Below are 21155 nucleotides of genomic sequence, written 5' to 3' on the forward strand. Positions count from 1 at the left end.
GTGCCCAACCCCAAGATCTCGACCCTCGTCGAGGCGTTCATGGCAGGCGCCCTCAATACGAGCTTGTGGAATTCGATCACTGGAACCGCCACGCTCGACACCACCGTCGACATGGTCACCCTCGCCCAGCCCACGACCAGCGGCGCCACCAACTCCTTCGGTTCCACGAACTTGTACGACGCCACCAGCAGCAGCGTCTACGCCCTGGTCACGGCCGTCGCGACCGGTAATGGCAACACCAAGACCGCCCTCGTTTTGCGGGTCGACGCCAACAACTCCGTCGCTATCAGGGTTGAGTCCGGCATCCTCGAATTCACCCTGCAGACGGCAGGCGTCACCACCACGACGATGCTCGGCTCCTACGACGGCCACAATCACCGCTGGTGGCAGCTCCGGGAATCCGCAGGCACCTGGTACGCCGACACCTCCATTGACGGCATCACTTGGACCACGCAGACCAGCAGCGCCTACAGCTGGGCCGCATCCGCGACCGCCATGACGTTCGCGTTCCAGACCTCGGCCGGGGCGACCGAGGTCGCCGGCCTCACCGCCTCGATCAGCTGCATCAACACCCGGATGGGCGGGCCCAACAATCCGAACTGGCCGCTGATCGAGGACGGCTGGGGAGCCTTCTGGACCGCGGCCACCCCCTCACCGGCGGACCGGTTGGTCGACGTCACACAGCGCACCATGGGTTCAAGCAGCATCCAGCGGGGACGGCAGTACGAGCTCGACCAGGTCCGCACTGGTGAACTGTCGACCGCACTGGCGAACAGCGACGGTGTCCTCGACCCCACCAATGCGACGAGCCCTTTCGCAGGCCGCATCGCGCCTTACCAGCCGTACCGCAAAAGGGCCCAGTGGCCCGAGACTGTCAATCTTCTCTCGCAGATCATGGCGAGCGGTGGTGATCTGGGCGGGTACGCCGTCGGCTCTACGGTGTTCTCCGCGAATATCTCCAGCAATACGGATCCGAGTGGCACCGGCGCTGTCACTGCCTCCAGCACGGCATGGCAGGGCGCCACCGTGCTGGCATTCTCCGTGCCGTCCGGAAGCGCCGCGCCCACTCGGATTTGCCACACCCTGCAGGCCGCCGTACTTCCAGGCCAGACGTACACGATGCAGATGCGGGTCCGAAACGTAACCGCTTCCACCTCACTGCAAGTCAAGGCTGGCATCGGCTGGTACGACGCCACAGTGGGAGGGACGGCAGCAAATTTCACCTATGGCAGCACGGTGACGCTGACGGGATCGGCTACGGCCGCCTGGACGCTGATCACCGTGACCGCCACCGCACCGCCCAACGCAGCGGGGATCAACGCCGGCGTCATGGTGGCCGCCGCAGCCGCCGCCACATGCAGCGTCCAGGTCGACGGCTGGCAGCTAGAGCGCGGCACTGCGGCGACCGCCTGGGTGCAACCGGGCGTCTGGTATCCCATGTTCTCGGGGTTCGTGGAGCGGTGGCCATCCAGTTGGAAGGATGGCGTGTACGGGACTGTGTCCCCAAACTGCGTCGATGCTTTTGCCCTGCTCTCGCAGGTAGGCCTATCTGATCCCCTCACCCAAGAGATCAACATCAACAGTCCGAGATTTCTGTACAAGCTGGACGACCCTCAGGGATCAGACGGAGCAAGTGATGCCACAGGGAACTATCCTCAAGCCACGGTCGCCAACTCGAAATATGGGCCAGGCTCTCTGACTTTCGGCAATCAGATCGCCTCAAATAGCGCCAACGGCGGCTACACGGGCAGCTCGGGCACGGTCGTCAGTATCGCCAACCCGTATCCAGGCGAGGCCCTGGCTGCCCCAGCGACCTTCCTCAAGCTAGGCGCCGCCGGCATCAAGGGCCCGGCAGATCCGACCATGTTCGTTCGTTTCCTCGCCTTCCGGTATACGGGACCGACCATCGTCTCGGCCGCGTATCTCTGGTCGTGCATGGATAACCAGCGCACGGCAGCCGGTGCAACCGGCTCCCGCCTGTATTTGTGCCTAGACGTGACAGGAAAACCCACGTTGGTCCTGTTCGGCCCCGCAGGTTTCGGCAACGTATACACGGCCGGCGGTGCGACCAACTGCATGGACGGGAACTGGCATTTTCTGCTCTTCGGGTACAATCAGGCCACTGCCCAGGTGCTCTTTTCGCAAGACGGGGCGACAGCCTCCTACTACGGTTCCATCCCCTCTACCCATGCACCGACAGGGCTCATCAGCGACAACCTCGGCGGATTCGTCGACGCAACGGTGGGGGACGGAACAACCGTCAACTTTCAGGGAGATATCGCATTCGCGGGCGAGTTCACCAAGTGGGTTTCTTCAGCGAAAATCACAGGCCTTTACCAAGCCTGGAAGAGCGCGTTCACCGGCGAATCGACCAGCAGCCGTTACGCCCGCATACTCGCCTACGCAGGCTGGACTGGCCCCAAGTCGGTTCAGACGGGACTGACAACGTCCATGGGGGCTGCGGACTTCGGTGGCCAAGATGCTCTCTCTGCTCTGCAGGGCGTCGTGGATACGGAAGGAGGTGCCCATTACGTTGACGCGGCCGGAACGGTCACCTTCCGAGCGCGGTCGTCCCGCTACAACGCGCTGACTCCTCAATACATTTTTGGTGAGCGTGCCGATCTAGGCGAGTACCCCTACGAGGACTGCAAGCTCGATTTCGATCCGACACGCCTGTCCAACACGGTCAAGGTGACCCAGAAGGCCACGGGGCAGGTCTTCGCTGCCCAGGATCAGGCTTCGATCGCAGCGTATTTCCCGCGCCCCCTGTCCCGGACCATCAACACCTCTTCGGCCGCCGAATGCCAGGATGCGGCCAACTACCTGCTGTCCCGGTACAGGCAGCCCGTCTCGAGAATCAACACGCTCAAGCTGCACCCTTCTGCCCAGCCCGCCCTATGGCCGGTCTTGCTCTCGCTGGAGCTAGGAAGCCGAGTACGGGTCATCAGAAGGCCACCCAACAGCCCTGCCATCCAGATCGACGCATTCGTCGAATCCATCAACTGGCAAACAGACGACCGTGGTGAAGCCTTCGCCATGCTCCAGTGCAGCCCCGTCGATCTCACCCCCTACGGCCTTTTTGCCGCATGGCACACCACACTGAATACAAGCGTGGCGTCCGGGGTGACCAGCATCGTCGTCAACGCCTCCGCCGATACCACCAACCCGCTGGCCGCGCAGCTCGGGGCCGGGCAGCAGATCGTCCTCGGGCAGAACACGGCGAATCAGGAAACCGTCACCGTCTCCGCGGTCGGCACGACCACGGCCGGATGGGCGTCGGCGACGATCACGCTGACCGCGGCGACAACGAAGGCGCACGCCGCCGGAGACCTGATCTGCGAGCCGCTCCCGGCCGGGACGACCGACCCCGCAACGTGGGACGCCGGGACGAAATTCGATTCCACCGCCTTCGCCTACTGACTCTGGAGGCCTCATGCCGGGACTCGCGGCACCCACCCCCGCCCAGGTCGTGCCCGGGCAGTACATCACCGGCGCTCTATGGAATGCGAACGTCTACAACGGACTCACGTTCCTCGCCAACGCGCCGTTCTTCATCGGGCAGCAGCAAGTCGTGCAGTCCGTGGCGAATGGAACTTGGGCGGTGCTGACCTTCGACAGCGAGATCATCGACACTTACGGAGGGCATTCCACCGTCTCCAACACCTCGCGATATACGTGTCAAGTGGCCGGCTGGTATCGGGTCGGTGGCCGGGCCGCGTTTGCCACTAACGGCACTGGCTCGCGGGGTGCCCGCGTTCACGTCAATGGGGCGTTCATCCAAGGCGCCGCCAACCTCCTCGGCGCGGGCACCCTGAACGGCATCGTCGAGGTCTCCCACCTGCTCCAGTTGGCTGTCGGCGACTACGTCGAGATCGCGGGCGGCCAAAATTGCGGCGCCGCCCTCTCGACGGCCTTCGCGAACGAGGCCGCGAGCATGATGTACGTCATCTGGGAGCACGCGTGATCACCTGCAAGTGCGGCCAGGCCGCCGTTGTCCAGTGGAAGCGGCGCCCCTTCCCCGACGAAGCGAGCCGCCTCGTCGAGCGTGCGCCCGACACCTCCGCGTTCATTCCGGTCTACGCGTGCGCCGACCACGCCCTCACCCCCGCCGCGGCCGCACTCACCCACCAGGCCTCATGCACGGGCCCCGGTAAGACTGCCGCCTGCGACTGCACTCCGGAACAGGAACCCGTGCCGGATTTCCCCGGCGACCCCGCCAAGCCGAAGAAACGCCTACCGCCCGGCTGGTAACCCCCACCCCGAGCCCGACCCGGCTCGCGCTGCCCTGGAGGGTGCATGACCCACATCGAACTACTGCCGGCCCAGGCCTCACAGCTCGGGCGGCACATTGAGCACGATCCCCGGTCCTTGGGTTTCGCGCACGGGGTCCTCCCCAAGGCCGCCATCACGCCGGTGGCCTGGACCCGGCGGATACCCGTTCTCGACCAGGGACAGCTCGGCGCGTGCACGGGCAACGCCGGCGTTGGCCTCCTCGGCACGGACTCGGCTGTCCGGCAAGGTCGAACGTCTGTCACCGTCACCCCGGCCGCGGCTGCCGCCTCGCACGGCAGGTTCACAGCCGGAGACCACGCCCTCGACGAGGCGTTCGCGGTCGCCCTGTACTCCCTGGCCACGGTCCTCGACGCGGTGCCCGGCCAGTACCCTCCCGCCGACACCGGCTCGTCGGGCCTTGGCGTCGCAAAGGCCCTGAAAGCACTCGGTCTGGCCAGCAGCTACAGCCATGCATTCGCGCTCGCGGCTCTCACCAGCGCCCTGCAGTCCGGGCCCGTGATGATCGGGATTCCGTGGCTGAACAGCATGTACGAACCTGCGGCGGACGGTCGGATCACTGTCGACCGCTCCTCCGGCGTCGCCGGCGGCCACGAGGTCGAGCTGAACCGGTACGACGGCACTGGCGAGTACTGGATCACCAACTCGTGGGGGTCGTCGTGGGGCCACGACGGGTCCGGCTACCTGACCGCTGATGACCTGGCGTGGCTCCTCTCCCAACAGGGCGACGTCACGATCCCGACCTGGACCATCCACGAACGGCCGTCACCGAAGCGCTGCCGGCTTGGCAGCGCCTGGCAGGCCATACGCACCAGAAAGTGAGGCCCAGATGGGCATCCTCGGACAGGACTGGGCCTCCTACCAGAGCAGCACACCCAGCACGGCTGGCCTGTCCTTCGCCTTCGTCAAGATCACCGAAGGCCTGAGCTACATCAACCCCAAGTGGGTCAGCCAGCGGAACCACGCCAAGGCAAACGGGCTGGTCTGGGGCGCCTACCACTACCCCCACATGGGCAACGACGCCAAAGCCGAAGCCGACTACTTCCTCAATCAGGTGGCCTGGCAGCCCGGCGACGTCGTCATCCTCGACTGGGAGGGCTACGACGAGGCCAACGCGGGCGTCAGTAAGGCAAGGCAGCTCGCCTACAAGGAACAGTGGCTCCGCTACGTCAAGGCGAAGCTCCCGCGCAACCCCGTCGGCATGTACTGCAACACCGACTACTGGCGCAACGTCGACCAGGGCGGCTACTGCGGTGACTTCCTGTGGATCGCCACCGCGGGACGCAAGGCCGGGGACCCCGGCATCAAGGCCTCGTGGATGTTCCACCAGTACACGGATAGTCCGATCGATACGGACTTCTGCCCGCTCAACAGCACGGCCGAGCTCCGCGCCTGGGCTCGCAGCTTCGCCTCACCCAACCCCCAGGAGGACATCGTGACCCCCGAGGACATTCAGGCCGTCGCGGCGGCCGTCTGGAACTACCAGTTGCCGAACCTGAACGCGGACGGATCCCGCGCGGGTACGTCCAAGGCTGCGTATTGGTGGCTCGTCTGGCAGGACGTCTTCCAGGTCCAGACGATCAATGCGATCCACGCGGCTGCCCTCACCCCGGAGGAGATCAAGCAGGCCCTCGTGGACGGCACGCTCAAGGTCGAGGTCTCCGTCGTCGCGAAGCCGTCAGGCGCCTGACCCGTACCGACCCCCGTACCTCGCCATTCACCCCACCCAGAAACGGACCACCATGAAGATCTTCGGCCGTGAACCGGCTCTCATCTTGGGCTTCGTCGCCGCACTGGTGAAGCTCCTCGGCTACCAGTTCGACGTGAGCGCCGGCACCCAGACCGCCATCAACGTGGTGGCAGCCTCGATCGTCGGCCTCATCCTCGCCGTCATGGCTCGGGACGGAGCCTGGGCCGCCGCTCTCATGCAGCTCGCGCAGGCTGTCATGTCCCTCTTCGTCGGCCTTGGCCTGCACTGGTCCGCCGACAGGCAGGCCTACGTCATGGCCGCTATCGCCGCGGCGCTGGCCCTGTGGGAGCGGACGCAGATCACCGCGCCCGTATCCAGCACGGCCCTCGAGCGGTCGAGCCTCGTCAAGCCCGCCCCGCTCACAGGCGTGTAGGTGAGGTGCCGTGCAGCCCGGCGGCTCCACCGCATGCTGGGCCGCCGCGGCACGTTCCTCGCCATCCTCGGCGTCGGTAAGACCTGCTGGGGGATCTCCTTCTACGTGCACCCGCCCCTGCTGCCGCCCACGCCCGGCCTGTGCCATTGGGCGTGGATCTGGATCGCCGCAGGGGTCGTCACGTTCACCAGCGCGTTCCTCAAGGTGGGACGCGATCGATACGGATTCGCCGCCGCACTGGTGCCGCCGTCAGTGTGGGCGATCGCATACCTCGCCGCCGCCATAGGTGGCGATTACCCCCGCGGCACATGGGTCGCGATCTGGTACCTCACCTCCCACGTGGGGGTGATCCTGTGGGCCGCGACGGTGCCCGAGCACTCCGTGCCCAAGCTTCCGCGCGGCCGGAGAGCTGAGGGCGGATGAGCGACGTGTGGGCTGCGGTAGCGACGGTCAGCGGCGCGGTGCTGACACTGCTCGGTGTTGTGTTCACGGCGCGGTCGTCGCGGGCGGCGGCAGCGGCGTCGGCGCGGGCCACGGAGGTGGCGGCCGTCGTACAGAGCGAGCCAGCCCAGCGGACCGCAGACCTCGAAGCGTTCAAGGAGATCCGCGAGAAGCAGCGGCAAGACCTCGCCGAGACTCGCGAAGAAGTGCGGTCCCTTCGGTCGCTCGTCAGAGCCTTTGTCTTCTACGTCGGGGACCTCACCACGCAGATGAGTCAGGCAGGCATCGAGCCGCCCGCGCCCCCGGAGAGGATCACCGAGTACAACCGAACTGGAGTCTGATGATCGGCACCCTGTTGGCTCACCTGGTCGGCGACTACCTCATCCAGTCGCATTGGATGGCGAACGAGAAGACGAAGCGCTGGTGGCCTGCCTGGGCGCACGCGCTCACCTACGGACTCCCGTTCCTGCTCGTCACCCAGTCGCCAGCAGCCCTCGCGGTCATCGTCGGCACGCACGCCGTCATCGACCACTACCGGCTCGCCCGGCATGTCGTCTGGGCGAAGAACTTCCTGGCTCCTCGTAGCCACTGGCGCCCGTGGTCGGAGTGCTCCGCGACGGGATACCCCAGCGAGACGCCACCGTGGCTGGCGGTCTGGCTAATGATCATTGCAGACAACACCATCCACCTGATCATCAACGTGGCGGCTGTCCGCTACCTGTAGCCAGCAGCCCCCGCCCTTCTGGGCGGGGGCGTTGTGCTGTGCCCTGGCGGGGGCTGAGTCGCGATAACTCCCACGTATCAAGGCCCTTGAGCGGTACGCTAGTTCTAGTCACATACCGCCTCAAAGGAGGATGAACGTGGGGAGTGAGCTCGAACCGGTACACGTTGCCGAGATCGTCACCGACCTGCCCGCACCGCGCACCAACGACGAACACCTCTCAGGCGAGACCATCGCCGACCTCAACCGCTCCATCGCCGACAACACCGACCGTGCGTACAAGCGTTGGTGGAAGATGGCGCTCGCCTGGTGCGAGGTCGAGCAGCGCACCCCGCTTCCCATGACCAGCCAGACCGTCGCCGAATTCATCGGGCACCTGATGCGGTCCACCTCCGCCACAACCGGCCAGCCCTACTCGCCCAACAGCCTCGACCAAGCCCTCTCTGCGATCCGCACTGCCCACTTCCGTGCAGGCTTCGAGGGACAGCCAGGCACCCGTGCCGCACGAGAGCTCATCAAGGTCCACCGCCAGGACCGTGCCAAGGCCGGCTGGCGACCGCGCCGCGCGAAGGCTGTCACCCTCGACGTCTTGCGCCTACTCCTGGCGCAGTGCGATCGGAACTCGCTCAGCGGTCGCAGGGACGCTGCAATTCTCGTGCTCGGCTACGGGCTAATGGGCCGCCGGTCCGAACTCGCCGCCATCCAGCTCAGCCAGCTCACGGTCTCCGAGGACTGGGTCAGCGTCTTCATCCCCATGTCCAAGACCGACACCAATGCCAAAGGCGAGGACGTCGATGTTCCGCGAGCCCTCGCCCCGGACATCGACGCCGGTCGCATCGTGACCTCCTACGTCGAAGGGCTGGCGGAGTTCGGCATCACGAGCGGACCGCTACTCCGGGCCATCCACTCGCGGGGTGCAGTAGGCAAGGGTCTATCCGCTGCCGCTGTTGGAGAGATCGTTAAGAAGCTGGCCAAGGCTGCGAACCTGACGGATGCGGAGCGGACGACCGCACACGGACTTCGCGCGGGAGGCCCAACGGACGCTGCTGAGAGAGGCGTGCCGGTGCCGTTCATTGCAGAGCACGGAAGGTGGAGCAAGAACTCCACCCAGGTGCTCGCCTACGTTCGCCCAGCAGACAAGCGACGCAACAATCCCCTCCTGCCGCGAGACACCCGCGCCTAGCACGACAAGGCCCCACCCGCGCGGGTGGGGCCGAGGTCGTCGATGAGCTTACGGCGGACCGTCTCGAACAGGTCCGAGCCGGGCAGCGCGAGGGGCTGCCCGGCATGGGATGTGGGGAGTCTGGTCACGGGCGGGCACGCAGTTCATCGGGGTGATAGGAGGCGGGCAGGGCGTCAGGGTCGCCATCCAGGACTACCCCAAAGCAGCCGAATGCGTCGATCCCCCCAACGATGGTGCCTATGCTTCCCGCAGGCGCCGAGAAGGCGCCAGGCCATGCGGCGGGCGCATCTGTGATGGTTCCCACTCGCTGGCCGATGTAAAGATCGGGCACGATGCTTCCTTCCCTGGTCACGAGGCTTCTCCTAGGTCAATGAAGGCGAGTTGCTCGCCGCCTGACCACAGAGGCAGATCGGCGACGGGCCTGACGGGGGTGGCGATGCGGTTCGGCTTTGCGAGATCACGCGCGACCTTGTCCATGAGCTGCATCGCCTCGCAGAGACTGTCTGCGATTTCCCGGGCAATCTCTGCGGGATCGCGGAACTCCGCCATCGCCTGTTCTGGCACTTCACGGGTTGGCCAGACGGCGGGCTGAGCATCGGTCGGTCGGGTGGCGGGGATGGTGACGATGACGGTGTCGACGTTGGTGCCGGACGAGGCGAACGCCTTCTCGGGTACCGCTTCGACTGCACCGCCCCTCTGCTCCACGAGGGCCCGGAACTCGGCCGTGCCGCGGGAATCGTGAGTCACCGCGCACGACATGACTGCCACGAGCAGGCCGGTCGGCTTGAGGAACCGGAGTGCGTGTTGGACGTGGGCCATGTCGGCGCCCTTGGTGAAGGGCGGGTTCATCAGGACTCGGTCATAGAGTGGTTCCGGGGTGGCGGTGAGGAAGTCGGCGACTCGGATAGTGCGAGCGGTCCCGGCCTCGGTGAGTGCGGCTGCGTATCCAGGGTCGCGCTCGATACAGTCGACCACAGCACCGGCCGCAGCCGCTGCGGACGCGACTGCGCCCGAGCCGGCCGAAGGCTCCAGTACGTGCATGCCCGGCGCGACGGCGGCCAGCTCAACTAGACGCTTCACGACGGCCGCCGGGGTCGGGAAGTACTGGGCGTCCTGCCGCTTCTCCCTTAGCGTCACGACCTGCCCGGAGGCGAGGACGGGGGCTATCGCGCAGGCGGCGTCAGCGGGAAACAGGTGCGCCTCGGCCGACTTGGTCCAGTGCCCGCCCACGGCTTCGAGGACCTCGTTCACACGCTGGTACAGCGGCGGGTTCATGCGTGGGCCCGTGAGCACGAGGCGAGCTCCGTCGGTGTGGGCCTGGGCTAGGGCTTCGAGAACGTCAGCGGGAACCCTCACCATCACTCCTTAGTAGCTGGGCCACGGGGGCTGGAACGGGACCGGTGCGCTGACGGTGCTGCTGCCGTCCTGGTGGACCGTGATGGTGGTGACCTGAGGGCCACGCTCAACCCGGGCCCGGCGCTCCAGCTCCTTCGCCCACCCCTCGTCGCTGGCTCGCGTGGCCACGGCCGTGGCCACGGCCTTTTCCTCGACTGCCTCCGCCGCCGCGTCCCGCGCAGTACGCAGGGCCTCGCCAAGAACGGCCAGTCGGTCGGCAGCTTCCGGCATGACCTGGACCATGCGGGCATAGCGCGTTACGTGGAACCAGCCGGAGGCGAGGTCGTCGACAGTGGCGCCCTCGTCGGCCGCGTCCCGGTACCACTGATTGAGGCTGGAGCGCTCTCCAGCAAGGCCGGCCTTGCCGAGCGCAATCCGTGTGGCACGGACGAGCTTGGCCGCGGCTACTCGCCCTTCGGCGATCTGGTCTGTCCCCAGCCACTCGGCCGGGTCGGAGCTGACTCGTTCGCGAGCGAAGCAGCTGGTGCGCTCGGACTGCTCGGCTTTCGCCTGCCACTCTTCCCGGGTCGGCCAGCTGATCGGGCGAGGCATCTGAACTCCCTTGGTGGGTATCTCGACACCTTTAGCGTAGGGGGTAGCCCTTACATGTGCAACCCTACCCCTTACGCTTCATTCCATGACGACGCCCCCGGCGCCCTTCGAGGCCCTAAAGCATCTAGCGGACAACGAGGACCCTGGCGAGCGCGCCAAGGAGGTCGGGGCCGCACTCAACGCCGTTCCCGAGCTACAGAAGTGGCTGCGGCAGTTGCGGCAGGATGCCGTACTGGAGTTGCGGGCCGACGGCCTGAGTCACGCCGAAGTAGGCAAGGTGATCGGGACCAGTCGCGCCCGCGCACAGCAGATCGCCGAAGGTCGGACGACTGGTCGGCGGGCGGCCACCGAAGCGCCGGAAGAGGCGCCAAATCCTGGCGCTTAAGGGAAGAACGTTATGCGCTACTCGACCCGAAGCCTGGAGGGCATGATGCCGACTGCGCGCGAGAACCTCTACGAGATGGCCACGGTGGCGTTCAAGGAGACCGGAGTACCGCCAGCCGTGCATGCGGCCGTGACGCTGATGCTCGATCTGCATGAGCGGGACATTGCCGTGCGCTTGGCTCATCGGATCCGAACCCACAAGGGCGCCCTCAATGGCGCAGCGTGGCCGGAGGTCGCAGCAGCCTTGATCGACCCGTCCGAGCCTCTCTAACTGCCCGACGCCTGTCGGCGCCGCAGGCCACCGAAAGCCCCCACCCGGCAGGGGTGGGGGCTCTTCGCGTCTCCGAAAATCCCGCTGTCATATGCCTATCGTCACCCGGGCCTGCGGGTCTACGGTTCTGCCACCGGACCTGACTATCCCGGGCCGGCGCCCCTCCCGGCCTCCCCACGGGAGGGTCGTCGCGTGCTCAGAGTTCGCCCGGCTCCTCGTACTGGTCCGGACGGCCGGTCGGACACGCGTTCCGAGGTTCACCCTCGCGACATGTTCCGGCCGTGTCATGATGGGCGCCTCCCCGCCGATGCGGGGGTGTTCCATAAGACGCCCCGTGCGTCCTGGACGCAGTGATGATTCCCCGCCGATGCGGGGGTTCGGCCCCCACCCTCCGAAGTGGGGGCTCTTCTCGTTTCCGGGCCCCTGCCGCCATACGGCTACCGGTCAACCTGACAGTGCGCGCTGCCGCCACCGCTTGACGGTGCTCGGGCCAACGCCAATCCGCGCCGCTGCCGCCCGGTTCGACAGGTGTCGCGTCGAGTCGATCGCTGCTGCCATCGACTCGAACCCGGCCGCCTGCACTGCGGCTTCGAGGGCGGCGCTGCGAGCTTGTCGCGCGGCGGGGAGGGTGCGGCGGGCGCCAGCAGCTCGCGCTGCACGCACGGTAGGCAGGTCGTTGGTGCCAGCGCGGGCTTCGGCCGAGCGGCGGGACAGCTCTTGCTGCGGGAGCGCAGCGGCTCGCATCCGGCCCACCAGGTCCGGATCGTCGGCCATCGCGGCAGTCCGGGCCTGAGACAGGGCGGCGCGGGCATCCGTAGCCATCAGTGTGGTGGTGGCCGGAAGGCCGTGTTCGGCGCGGTACTCGACGGCTGTCATGTGGTGCGCGCGAGCCAGGTGCGGGCCGAGCGAGCGGAAGCGCCGTCCGCAGGACAGGCAGGTAACAAGACCATCGGCGTCAGCGCCTGCGCGGCGTCGGGAGCGCACTTCACCGGGGCGGGCGACGGCCCGCAGCGCCTCCAGCTCGTACAGCAAGGCTCGCCCCTTCACCCGGCAAGCCACCGGCTCGGGCCAGCGTCCTCGCTGCTGCTGCATGACCACTTTCAAGCTGCCTGGGGCGTAGCCGAGAAGCGGCTCCGCCTCCCGCCGGGTTACCAGCCAGGAGACGGAACTGGCGCGGGGGGAAGCGTTCACCGGCGGCCGTCGCGGATCTGGTAAATACGCTCCCGGGACAGCTTTGCGGCTTCGGCGATGGCTGTGATCGGAGCCTTCCTGCCGGCGACAGCCGTCCGGATGGCCGCGTAAAACTCAGCGTCGGCCTCGTCCTTGATCCGGTCTCGTTCGATGCGGGCCTCGCGAATCTCGTCCAGCATGGTGTGGCCGACGGTCGAGGTGGGCGCGTCCGTGGTGTCGCTGTTGAGCTGGTCGGCGATGATTTCCCACTGGTCGTCCAGCGGGTACCCCTCGTCGTCCGTGTCGAGCTCGGAGGCCAGCGCGCCGAGGTCGTCCTTGGTCACGGGCTCAAGGCTGTCACCGCGGTCGATGGCGGCGCTGGGGTTCGGGTCGTTCCACAGTGTGCGGATCTGCTCTGCCGTCACGATGCTCGACATGGGCGGGCCTTCCACTCGGCGCCACGTGTGTAGCGCGCTTGACACCCATCATGCGACAACGGAGGGCGACCGTCAAGCGCGCTACACATCAAGGTGTAGCGACCCATTGGAACGCCCGGGCCCCGCCCTCCCGGCTCCCCGCGAAAGCTGCCGCGCGCTCACGACTCGTCCGGCTCCTCGTACTCGTGCGGCCGGACTAGTCGCGAGGCTGCCGCATCGCCCGGTTGACCGAAGACTGGTTCAAGCCGATCAGCCGGGCCGCCTTCTCCTGCGAGCCGCGCAGGGCAACCAGCTCGCCAATCGCGTATCCACGCTCCTCGGCGGCACGCGCCAGAGCGGCCTGCGCTTCCCTCAAAGCCAGCTCGGTCTTGACCCAACGGTGGAACGCGGCGAGCTCCTCGTCGGTCTCGATGTCCTCGAATGCCAGGACGCTCACCCAGTCACTCGTGTCCCGGGCGGGCTCGTTGTAGCGCTTGAACGCCGCCGCCCTTGCGCGGGCGGACAGCTCCTCGTCTGCTTCCGCGATCTCGAGAATGTCCTCCGCAGCCAGGACGGATGAGGGGACTTCCAGCGTGATGGAGCCATGGGTCAGGGTTTCGAACCAGTTGGGCTCTTTGTCGTCGAAGTCACTGTCGCCCACAAGGATGGGGATAGCCAGCTTGGGGTTGGCGTCGTCGTAGCGGTAGGCGACGAGGGTGTACGTCTCGTCGCCATCCGTGTAGCGAGTGCCGATCGGCGAGCGGCTTGCGACGCTGCTGGTGTTGCACTTGATGGGGCGGGGTGTGAGGCTCATCGACTACTCCCTTTGCCGCTGCTGGTGCTACCACTATGCGCCCCCCGCATAACGATGTCAATGCGGGGGGCGCATACGGCTCAGTCCAGCACGCCGAGCCTCAGGCCGGCACGCCCGCCCCCCTATCCAGCGGGGGCGGGCTTCTTCGTATCCGGCCCGGCCAACCCGCTTCCCGGCCGAGGTCACGGCGCCGTCGCCGGGGCGCGGCACCGCCGGGATGCGCACACGCGCCAGCCGAGTGAACCTGGAGGAGATCCCGACCCCTCACACACCAGGGATGATCATGATCAAGAAGCTGCACGACATGGGCATGCGAAGCGAGCACGCGTACATGGCAGCATTCGCCTCGATCGGTCTCTCCATCGCCACATGGGTAACGTCCCTCAACGCCGAACCAGGCGCCGGCATCGCTCGCGCCGACCGGTGGGGAATCTTCATTGGCGAATGGGCCCCCACCTTCTTCGGGCTCGGCCTGGCTTTGTCCCACTACGAGCAGTCGGAAGGCACCCTCCTCGCCAGCGTCAGCGACATCCGCGACGAACGAGCGGCCATGTAAGTGCAACACCTACGTCAGTCCAGCACTCCGAGCCTGCTGTCCGGGCGGCAGTGCGGGCACGGCTGGACGCCCTCGACGAGCGCCCGCCGAACCTGATCCGCGGTTGCCGACTTGCACCGCTTCGACGCGTCCCAGCAGTCCCCGGAATGCACGCGCATGGGGAGCCGTCCGGCTCCGATGCTTCGCTCGATCAGCCAGTCCGGGGGCGGGGGCGAGGGCAGGCGGGTCGCCTCGACGGCCAGGTGCCGTTCCTCGGCGGCGATCCAATCCCGCGTCCGCTGCAGATCGTGCAGCTGGACCCGCTCCAGGAAGCGGAGCTGGGCAAGACGATCGGATCGGTCGGACATGTGTTCGAGTCTACGCCGATCGGCGCACGTCGTTGTCAGTGGCCACCTCTAGCATGGACAGGACAACATCAGCTCTAGCACGCGGGGATGCGGCTGGGCAGATGTGCTCTACCGCCCGTCGGCCCTTCGGGGACAGCGACCGACGGGCGCCCCCATGTCAGGCCTCAGGTGCCGGATGCCGGACGGCCTTCTTCACCGCAGCCTCGACCCTGTTCCGAGGCTCGCCGCTCTCCTGCGCGTACACGGTGACCGCGGCCTGCACCTCGGCTGCGCGCTCTCGCCACGCAGCCCACGCGTCGTCCGACGGGTCCTCGCGCACGGCGGCCCACGCCGCATCCGAGGCGCGCTGGAGTCTGATCAGGTCGTCGTTCAGTTCGATTGCCACGGGCGGATCCTAGGCGGCGGGTACGACAGTGGCCCGCAGCCACTCGCCAAGGAGCAGTTCGTACTCCTCCGAGCCCGCGCGGCCGGCCAGCACGAGGGCCCGGATCGCGTCGTTGATCTCCGCGATCGGGCGGGCTTCGCCAGCGGCGTCGGTAGTCGCCATCATGTCGCACAGAATATCGGGCTGCACCCACACGGCCGTAGTGTGAGCCCATGATTCGGACTGTCGTGCTGGACGTCGGCGAGACCATCACACGCGATGACCGCTACTGGGCCTCCTGGGCGGACTGGCTCGACATCCCGCGCCACACCGTCTCGGCTCTCGTCGGCGCCGTCGTCGTGGACGGCCGCGACAACGCAGACGCCCTGCGCCTCCTCCGCCCCGGCATCGACGTCGGCGCCGAGTACCGGGCCAGGGAAGCAGCGGGCCGCGGCGAGCAGCTGGATGAGTCCGACCTGTACGACGACGTCCGCCCCGCTCTCACCGCACTCCAGGCGATGGGCGTCCGCGTCATCGTCGCCGGCAACCAGAGCACCAAGGCCGGCGATCTGCTGCGCGCCCTCCAGCTCCCCGCTGACCTGGTGGTCACGTCCGCCGAGTGGGGCGTCGCCAAGCCGTCCCCGGACTTCTTCCACCAGGTCGTCGGTGCAGCCGATGCCCCCGCACACCAGACGCTGTACGTCGGCGACCACCCTCAGAACGATATTTTCCCCGCGGCCCAGGCCGGGCTTCTCACCGCGCATCTTCGCCGCGGCCCGTGGGGCTACTGGTGGGCCGACGACGAGACCGTCCAGCAGGTCGCCGACTACTCCATCGACTCGCTCCTCGACCTGCCCGGCCTGGTCAACCCGTCCCACGGAAAGGGCAGTCCGAGCTGACAGGCGCCGGTAGCGTGCGACCACCAGCCTGAACGGAGCATCCCGTGGTCGCGGACACCCCCAGCCAGATTGGGCAGCGCATCGCCGCCCGCCGCCGTGCGAGCCGCATGACGCAGGAGGGCCTCGCCGAGGCGGCGGGCATCTCTGTCGCCATGGTCCGCGCCATAGAGCGCGGCGCCCGCAACCCCAGCGACGGCACTCTCGAGGCGCTCGCCGAAGCTCTCGGTGTCGATGCATCGCGGCTCACCAGCGGCTACACGGGGACCGCCCTGCGCGTCCGAGCCGCCCTCCCAGGCATCTCCGCAGCCATCGCCGGCTACACGATCCCCCTCGACCCGCCGACGATGCCGCTCGCCCGGCTCGAGGCCCGGGTCGAGGAAGCCGTCGCCTGGCGCCTCGCGGCCCAGTACGGGCAGATCGCGGTCGGGATCCCCACCATCCTGCAAGCCGCCCTCCAGCACTTGCACGCCGCACGCGGCCCCGCGCGAGCGGACGCCGCACGACTCGTGGCCTCCGCCGCCCGCACCGCAGACGCCATCGCCTACAAACACGGCGCCCACGACCTGTCCGCCCGTCTCATCGACGTCATGCAATGGGCAGCGGACCAGGCCGGCGACCAAATCCTGCAGGCCTCCGTCGCCTACACCAGCGCCGAGACCTACCTAGCCGCCCGCGCGTACCGGCTGGGCCAGAGAGCTCTCGAGCTGGCCATCGACGCCAGCCCCACCCCCCGCCGAGAGGATGCTGCTGCCGCCCGCGCCGCCCTCCACATGCGGGCCGCCGTCGTCGCAGCCAGAGGAGAGGACGCCGCCGCGGCCACCACTCACCTGCAGGAGGCGCACGAGCTCGCCGACGACCTCGCCGAGGACATCTACATGGGGACAGCGGTCGGACCGTCATCCGTGAGGATCCACGAGGTCGCGGTCGCGGTCAGCCTCGGACGGGAGCACGTCGCGGACGCCCTCGCCGTCGCCAAGGCCTGGAAGCCAGGCAACGAGATCCCCGCCGAACGCAGGAGCGGCTTCTACATCGAACTGGGGCGCGCTCAGCTCTGGTCGGGCCGGCCGGACGACGCCTTCGAGTCCCTCAAGGTCGCCCGCCGTCTGGCCCCGCAGGCCGTCCGCGAGCATCCATGGGTGCGCGAGGACGTCGAGACGATCCGCCGGCTCAAGTGGGCCGACGCTGAGTCTCTGACCAGCTACGCCGCATGGATCGGGGCGCTTTGAAAAGTGCTACACGATGTAGCACTTACGCCCCTTCCCGGCGTTCATGATCTGCCTGTGCCCTCAACGCAGCAGATCGGAGCGGCCATGCCAGACCCTGCCCTCGACGCCGTCAGCATCGCCCGCCTCCACGGTGAGGCGTGCTGGGATTGCGGCGCCGTCGCCACGACCCTGCACCCGGACGGGGTCGTCACGACTGCCGCCGGCCAGGAGTGGGAGATCCGGCGGTGCATCTCTCACCGGACCCTGAGCGAGCAGCAGGAGCGCGGCCAGGCCTGCGTTCATTGCGGGGTGATCCTCGACAATCGGCGTGCCATCGATCTCGGTGCGCGCACGTCCGAACGGGGCGGTGTGGCTGTTAGCTGGTTCCCGCGGGCCTGCCCGCCGCACGGCGCGCTCCCGTAGAGCGCAGTCGTTTCTCAGGATGCGCCGGAATGAATGATTCCTCGGCGCGGGCAACGTTGCGACCAGCAGTTACGTGGAGCCCGCGCATATGCCAGACTGCCGATCCGCCCCGGCGGACTGACATGAGGGGGTACCAATGACGCTGCCCGCACGCAGTTTTGGGACAGAACTCCGCAGAAGACGCGAAGAAGCGGGAATCTCTCTCCGGCAATTCGCAAAGCGCATCCACTACAGCGCCGGGTGGATCAGTCGAGTCGAAACTGGTCAAGGGCACGCTCCCGACGAGTTCGTCCGTCTCTGTGACGACGTCCTCGGAGCCGAGGGCCAGCTACTCGCCCTTGCTCGGGCCGATCAGCCCCGGGCGATGTTCCTCACCCCAGCCCAGCTGCCCCCCGCCCCCGCGCGCTTCTCGGGTCGATCGGACGCCATCGAGGAGCTGGCCCGCATCCAAGGGGCGGGGCCGCGAGACTCGGCCCTCACCATCACCATCGACGGACCAGCGGGGGCAGGCAAGACGGCACTCGCCCTCAAGTACGCCCACCAGATCGCCGACCAGTTTCCCGGAGGCGTGCTGTACACCGACCTCCAGGGCTGGGGCCTGCACTCGACGCCCCTCGAACCGAAGGCCGTTTTGGAGCATCACCTCGCCGCCTTCGGAGTGCCCGCAGAGTCCATACCTCCCAGCGTTGCCGAGTGCGCGGCCTTGCTCCGGACGATCGTCGCCGAGCGTGGCGTCCTCGTAGTCCTGGACAACGCCCACGACGCCGCCCAGGTACGTCCATTGCTGCCAGGCTCGACTGGATGCGCCAGCCTCATCACCAGCCGGAGACGTCTCACCGGCCTCGCCGTCAGCGCCGGCGCGCACCGCGTCGAACTGGGCCCTATGCCCACCACGGAGTCCGTCGTCCTTCTTCGAACCGTCATCGGCTCGGACCGGTGCGACGCTGAACCGCTGGCAGTTGCCGCTCTCGCCGATCGATGCGGACACCTGCCACTAGCCCTGCGAATCGCGGCCGAGACCCTCGCCGCCCGGCCCCACCGCACCATCGCCACCGCCGTCGAGGAACTCGAGGGGCAAGGACGCCTCGACGCGCTCGCAGCTGACGACGACCCGTCCCTCGCCGTCCGCACCGTCCTCGCCTGCTCCTACGGGGCCCTCGAGCCGGAAGAGGCCCGGGCTCTTCGGTACCTGGGCCTCTACCCCGGCCGCCGAATCACCGCAGCGGTAGCGGCCGTCCACCTGGATCGAGAGCTCGGCCAGACGCGGCGTCTCCTGGACGCCCTCGCCGCAACACACCTCCTCGAGGAGACGGAGGCGGACGGGTACCGGCTCCACGACCTGGTCCGTGACTTCGCCGCCGAGCGCGCGGCTGACGAGGAGAGCGCGGGTGCTCGGGCAGAGATCGCCCGCCGGCTCGCTAGCTGGGTCATGTACGCCGTGGATGCCGCGTGCTACGCCATCGCTCCGCAGAGGGCCATCGAACTGCTCGGCGAGCCCCCACGGGCAATCCCCGAATTTGAGGGGCCCGACGATGCTCGCGCGTGGTGCGACTCGGTCGAAACCCTCATCGTGCCACTGGTGCGCCTCGCCTCCGAGTTCGGGCTCGACGCGGCGTGGGAGATACCCGCCCGCCTGTGGAACTGGCTGCTCCTTCGGAAGCCGTGGTCTTTGTGGATCGACAGCCACAAAGCAGGGCTGGCTGCCGCGACCAAGGCAGGCGACATTCCAGGCCGGGCCTGGCTCGCCATGAACCTGGGTGAGGCGTATCGACAGTCTGGCCACTTCGACCTCGCCCGGCGCCACCTGCTCGAATCCCAGACGCTGCGCCGTGAGCTCGGCGACGTGCACGGGCAAGCGTGGGTCGAGGCTTGCCTCGGCTTCACCGCCGTCGATGAGGCGGAACACGAGTACGCCGTCGCGCACTTCAGCCAGGCACTGGATCTTTTCGAACGGGTGGGGGACAAGCACGGCGGGTACGTCGTCATGGCCAGCCTCGCCGAAGCCCTCGGACATCTCGGCGACGCGAAGGCTGAGGCCATCTTCGAGGATGCCCTCGAGCTGACTCATGGCGACGAGTACGCAGCCGGCGTCCTTTGGGCTCGTCGGGCCGGCGTGCACCTCAGCCAGGGCGACCCAGAGGGCGCCCTCGCCGCCCTCGACGAAAGCATCACGCTCCGGCGCGCTGCCGGCGATGAGTGGGGCGTGGCCGACGCCCTCGACCGCCGCGGCCAGATCCTGCAGGAGACCGGCCGTCTGGAGGAGGCCCGCGCGGCGTGGACGGCCGCGCGGGCCAGCTTCGAGGCGCTCGGCGACCCGCGCGCCGAGCAGCTGACTGGCCGCCTCAGCAGCCTGTGAGCGCCTTACGGACCCGCTCCATCGCCGTCTGGGCGTCCACCGTCCGCGCAATGCGCACCGGCGGGCGCCCGTCGGTGATGGAGTTCATCTCGGGCGGGAAACCGCGATCGTCTATCAGTGTCCGTCCCCGACTATGGCCGGCCAGCTCAACCAGGACCTGGTGCTCCTCGTACTCGGCGAGGTCGGGGTCGAGCATGACGGCCGCGGCCAGCGGGTCGTGCATGACACAGCCCCTGCGGCCCATCAGCTGCGTGTAGATGCCGACATAAGTTTCGAGGATCCGCGACGCGAACGCCGCCGCGGGGGTATCTGCTGCCGCCACCTCGGCGAGGAAGTCCTCGTCGACCCAGGCCGCCTCGGTCACGTCCATCGGCACGACCGTCATCGGGAGCCCAGCCCGGAACACCTCTTCGGCGGCCTCAGGGTCGTGCCCGCTGTTCGCGTCCGCCCACGCCGTCAGGTTGCCTGGGACGCGGATCGCGCCGCCCATGTACACCACCCTGTGCAGCAGTCGGGGGAGATTCGGTTCCATCCGGAGCGCCAACGCGAGGTTGGTCAGCGGCGCCATCGCGAGCAGGGTGATCTCGCCGGGACGCTGACGTGCCAGCCGGACGATCTGCTCCGCCGCGCTCTCCGCGCTCGGCTGCCTCGTGGACGCGGCGCCAGCCTGGCCACCGAGGCCGTCCATACCGTGCACGATCTCGGCGGTCGAGAGCGGCTGCTGCAGAGGCTTCTCCGCGCCCACAGCCACCGGGACGTCCGCCAGGCCGGCAACGTCGAGGATCCGCAAGGCATTCGCAGCCGACTGTGCCGTCGGTACGTTGCCGTGGATCGTGCCCAGCCCGAGGATTTCGACGTCGGGTTGGGCGGCCAGAAACAGGATCGCCCAGGCGTCATCGACACCGGGGTCTGTGTCGATGAGGACGGGTATGCGGGGGTTGCTGGACGTCATCGCGGGACCTCCGAGTGCTTGCGGGATGGCTGGAAGTCTTGCCGTCGAGGTGGCGCTGCGCCAGGTGTTTCGTGTGTTGCGCAACACCGAAACACTGGCGCTGGTGGGGTGATCCCCGTGACGATTGACGCAGCTCGTCCAGCCCGCTGGCGGCTCGGCCAGATCACGCCCGACTCACTGGAGTACGACATGGTCACGTGCACGTACCGCAGGAAGCGCGACGTTCGAGCCGCCGCGGGGCGGGACACCTAGGTGCCCGCCCGCCACATGCGGCGGCGTGGGGCGGGCGGGGA

At 67.8% G+C, this 21155-nt stretch carries 27 protein-coding genes; 18 read left to right on the forward strand and 9 right to left on the reverse strand.

Annotated elements, in window-relative coordinates; genetic code table 11:
- From ACIA6C_RS28230 to ACIA6C_RS28275, 10 genes are all read left to right on the forward strand, one after another.
- Entirely contained in the window at window positions 1-3420 is a 3420-nt protein-coding gene (locus tag ACIA6C_RS28230; RefSeq protein WP_399280034.1) for a hypothetical protein, read from the forward strand.
- A gap of 13 nt (window positions 3421-3433) precedes the next feature.
- Window positions 3434-3964 (forward strand): hypothetical protein, encoded by a 531-nt coding sequence (locus ACIA6C_RS28235; RefSeq protein ID WP_399280036.1) that lies wholly within the window; start codon window positions 3434-3436, stop codon window positions 3962-3964.
- Window positions 3961-4251, forward strand: a complete 291-nt coding sequence (locus ACIA6C_RS28240; protein WP_399280038.1) for a hypothetical protein — start codon at window positions 3961-3963, stop codon at window positions 4249-4251. Before ACIA6C_RS28235 ends, ACIA6C_RS28240 begins: the two co-directional genes overlap by 4 nt.
- A 45-nt stretch (window positions 4252-4296) precedes the next feature.
- Window positions 4297-5112, forward strand: coding sequence for a C1 family peptidase (locus ACIA6C_RS28245; protein ID WP_399280040.1), 816 nt, complete (start codon window positions 4297-4299; stop codon window positions 5110-5112).
- Window positions 5113-5119: 7 nt separating this feature from the next.
- Window positions 5120-5980 (forward strand): glycoside hydrolase family 25 protein, encoded by an 861-nt coding sequence (locus tag ACIA6C_RS28250; RefSeq protein ID WP_399280042.1) that lies wholly within the window; start codon window positions 5120-5122, stop codon window positions 5978-5980.
- A 52-nt stretch (window positions 5981-6032) separates the two neighbouring features.
- Window positions 6033-6413 (forward strand): hypothetical protein, encoded by a 381-nt coding sequence (locus ACIA6C_RS28255; RefSeq protein WP_399280044.1) that lies wholly within the window; start codon window positions 6033-6035, stop codon window positions 6411-6413.
- 33 nt (window positions 6414-6446) lie between these two features.
- A complete protein-coding gene (locus tag ACIA6C_RS28260) occupies window positions 6447-6836 on the forward strand; it encodes a hypothetical protein (RefSeq protein WP_399280046.1) in 390 nt (129 codons plus the stop codon).
- Complete coding sequence (locus ACIA6C_RS28265) at window positions 6833-7195, forward strand: hypothetical protein (protein ID WP_399280048.1); 363 nt, start codon at window positions 6833-6835, stop codon at window positions 7193-7195. The genes ACIA6C_RS28260 and ACIA6C_RS28265 overlap by 4 nt, the downstream gene beginning before the upstream one ends.
- Window positions 7195-7578, forward strand: coding sequence for a DUF3307 domain-containing protein (locus tag ACIA6C_RS28270; RefSeq protein WP_399280050.1), 384 nt, complete (start codon window positions 7195-7197; stop codon window positions 7576-7578). Before ACIA6C_RS28265 ends, ACIA6C_RS28270 begins: the two co-directional genes overlap by 1 nt.
- A gap of 136 nt (window positions 7579-7714) precedes the next feature.
- The gene (locus ACIA6C_RS28275; RefSeq protein WP_399280052.1) at window positions 7715-8758 is read left to right on the forward strand and encodes a tyrosine-type recombinase/integrase; all 1044 of its coding nucleotides are present in this window, start codon (window positions 7715-7717) and stop codon (window positions 8756-8758) included.
- 348 nt (window positions 8759-9106) lie between these two features.
- On the opposite strand, the gene ACIA6C_RS28280 is transcribed toward ACIA6C_RS28275, so the two are convergent.
- The gene (locus ACIA6C_RS28280) at window positions 9107-10033 is read right to left on the reverse strand and encodes a class I SAM-dependent methyltransferase (RefSeq protein ID WP_399280054.1); all 927 of its coding nucleotides are present in this window, start codon (window positions 10031-10033) and stop codon (window positions 9107-9109) included.
- 90 nt (window positions 10034-10123) lie between these two features.
- Window positions 10124-10705, reverse strand: a complete 582-nt coding sequence (locus ACIA6C_RS28285) for a hypothetical protein (protein WP_399280056.1) — start codon at window positions 10703-10705, stop codon at window positions 10124-10126.
- Between the two features lie 85 nt (window positions 10706-10790).
- Between ACIA6C_RS28285 and ACIA6C_RS28290 the strand changes: the two genes are divergently transcribed.
- Complete coding sequence (locus ACIA6C_RS28290; RefSeq protein ID WP_399280058.1) at window positions 10791-11090, forward strand: sigma-70 family RNA polymerase sigma factor; 300 nt, start codon at window positions 10791-10793, stop codon at window positions 11088-11090.
- A 12-nt stretch (window positions 11091-11102) separates the two neighbouring features.
- Complete coding sequence (locus tag ACIA6C_RS28295; RefSeq protein WP_399280060.1) at window positions 11103-11360, forward strand: hypothetical protein; 258 nt, start codon at window positions 11103-11105, stop codon at window positions 11358-11360.
- Window positions 11361-11804: 444 nt separating this feature from the next.
- Here the strand turns inward: ACIA6C_RS28295 and ACIA6C_RS28300 are convergent, their stop codons facing one another.
- From ACIA6C_RS28300 to ACIA6C_RS28310, 3 genes are all read right to left on the reverse strand, one after another.
- The gene (locus ACIA6C_RS28300) at window positions 11805-12392 is read right to left on the reverse strand and encodes a MucR family transcriptional regulator (RefSeq protein ID WP_399280062.1); all 588 of its coding nucleotides are present in this window, start codon (window positions 12390-12392) and stop codon (window positions 11805-11807) included.
- A gap of 155 nt (window positions 12393-12547) precedes the next feature.
- Window positions 12548-12967, reverse strand: coding sequence for a hypothetical protein (locus tag ACIA6C_RS28305; protein ID WP_399280064.1), 420 nt, complete (start codon window positions 12965-12967; stop codon window positions 12548-12550).
- A 196-nt stretch (window positions 12968-13163) separates the two neighbouring features.
- Window positions 13164-13760, reverse strand: a complete 597-nt coding sequence (locus ACIA6C_RS28310) for a hypothetical protein (RefSeq protein WP_399280066.1) — start codon at window positions 13758-13760, stop codon at window positions 13164-13166.
- Between the two features lie 283 nt (window positions 13761-14043).
- Between ACIA6C_RS28310 and ACIA6C_RS28315 the strand changes: the two genes are divergently transcribed.
- Complete coding sequence (locus ACIA6C_RS28315; protein WP_399280068.1) at window positions 14044-14316, forward strand: hypothetical protein; 273 nt, start codon at window positions 14044-14046, stop codon at window positions 14314-14316.
- A 14-nt stretch (window positions 14317-14330) separates the two neighbouring features.
- Here the strand turns inward: ACIA6C_RS28315 and ACIA6C_RS28320 are convergent, their stop codons facing one another.
- The 3 genes from ACIA6C_RS28320 to ACIA6C_RS28330 all read right to left on the reverse strand — a co-directional run bounded on the left by ACIA6C_RS28320 (window position 14331) and on the right by ACIA6C_RS28330 (window position 15213).
- Complete coding sequence (locus ACIA6C_RS28320) at window positions 14331-14663, reverse strand: DUF6233 domain-containing protein (protein ID WP_399280070.1); 333 nt, start codon at window positions 14661-14663, stop codon at window positions 14331-14333.
- Window positions 14664-14820: 157 nt separating this feature from the next.
- Window positions 14821-15048: a hypothetical protein gene (locus tag ACIA6C_RS28325; RefSeq protein ID WP_399280072.1), complete on the reverse strand. Its 228-nt coding sequence runs from the start codon at window positions 15046-15048 to the stop codon at window positions 14821-14823.
- Window positions 15049-15057: 9 nt separating this feature from the next.
- Window positions 15058-15213 (reverse strand): hypothetical protein, encoded by a 156-nt coding sequence (locus ACIA6C_RS28330; RefSeq protein WP_399280074.1) that lies wholly within the window; start codon window positions 15211-15213, stop codon window positions 15058-15060.
- A gap of 47 nt (window positions 15214-15260) precedes the next feature.
- On the opposite strand from ACIA6C_RS28330, the gene ACIA6C_RS28335 reads away from it, so the two are divergent.
- The 4 genes from ACIA6C_RS28335 to ACIA6C_RS28350 all read left to right on the forward strand — a co-directional run bounded on the left by ACIA6C_RS28335 (window position 15261) and on the right by ACIA6C_RS28350 (window position 19910).
- A complete protein-coding gene (locus ACIA6C_RS28335; protein ID WP_399280076.1) occupies window positions 15261-15926 on the forward strand; it encodes an HAD family hydrolase in 666 nt (221 codons plus the stop codon).
- Window positions 15927-15970: 44 nt separating this feature from the next.
- Entirely contained in the window at window positions 15971-17152 is a 1182-nt protein-coding gene (locus ACIA6C_RS28340; RefSeq protein WP_399280078.1) for a helix-turn-helix domain-containing protein, read from the forward strand.
- Between the two features lie 84 nt (window positions 17153-17236).
- Window positions 17237-17554: a hypothetical protein gene (locus ACIA6C_RS28345; RefSeq protein ID WP_399280080.1), complete on the forward strand. Its 318-nt coding sequence runs from the start codon at window positions 17237-17239 to the stop codon at window positions 17552-17554.
- Between the two features lie 136 nt (window positions 17555-17690).
- Window positions 17691-19910 carry an ATP-binding protein gene (locus ACIA6C_RS28350; RefSeq protein WP_399280082.1) on the forward strand — a complete coding sequence of 740 codons (2220 nt, stop codon included), beginning with the start codon at window positions 17691-17693 and terminating at the stop codon, window positions 19908-19910.
- Here the strand turns inward: ACIA6C_RS28350 and ACIA6C_RS28355 are convergent.
- A complete protein-coding gene (locus ACIA6C_RS28355) occupies window positions 19897-20862 on the reverse strand; it encodes a nucleoside hydrolase (protein ID WP_399280084.1) in 966 nt (321 codons plus the stop codon). The two genes, ACIA6C_RS28350 and ACIA6C_RS28355, sit on opposite strands and share 14 nt — an antisense overlap.
- Before the next feature lie 117 nt (window positions 20863-20979).
- Between ACIA6C_RS28355 and ACIA6C_RS28360 the strand changes: the two genes are divergently transcribed.
- Window positions 20980-21114 (forward strand): hypothetical protein, encoded by a 135-nt coding sequence (locus ACIA6C_RS28360; RefSeq protein WP_399280086.1) that lies wholly within the window; start codon window positions 20980-20982, stop codon window positions 21112-21114.
- The last annotated feature ends 41 nt before the right edge of the window (window positions 21115-21155 follow it).

Source organism: Streptomyces sp. NPDC051578 (assembly GCF_044454045.1).
In the GTDB taxonomy this organism is placed as follows: domain Bacteria; phylum Actinomycetota; class Actinomycetes; order Streptomycetales; family Streptomycetaceae; genus Streptomyces.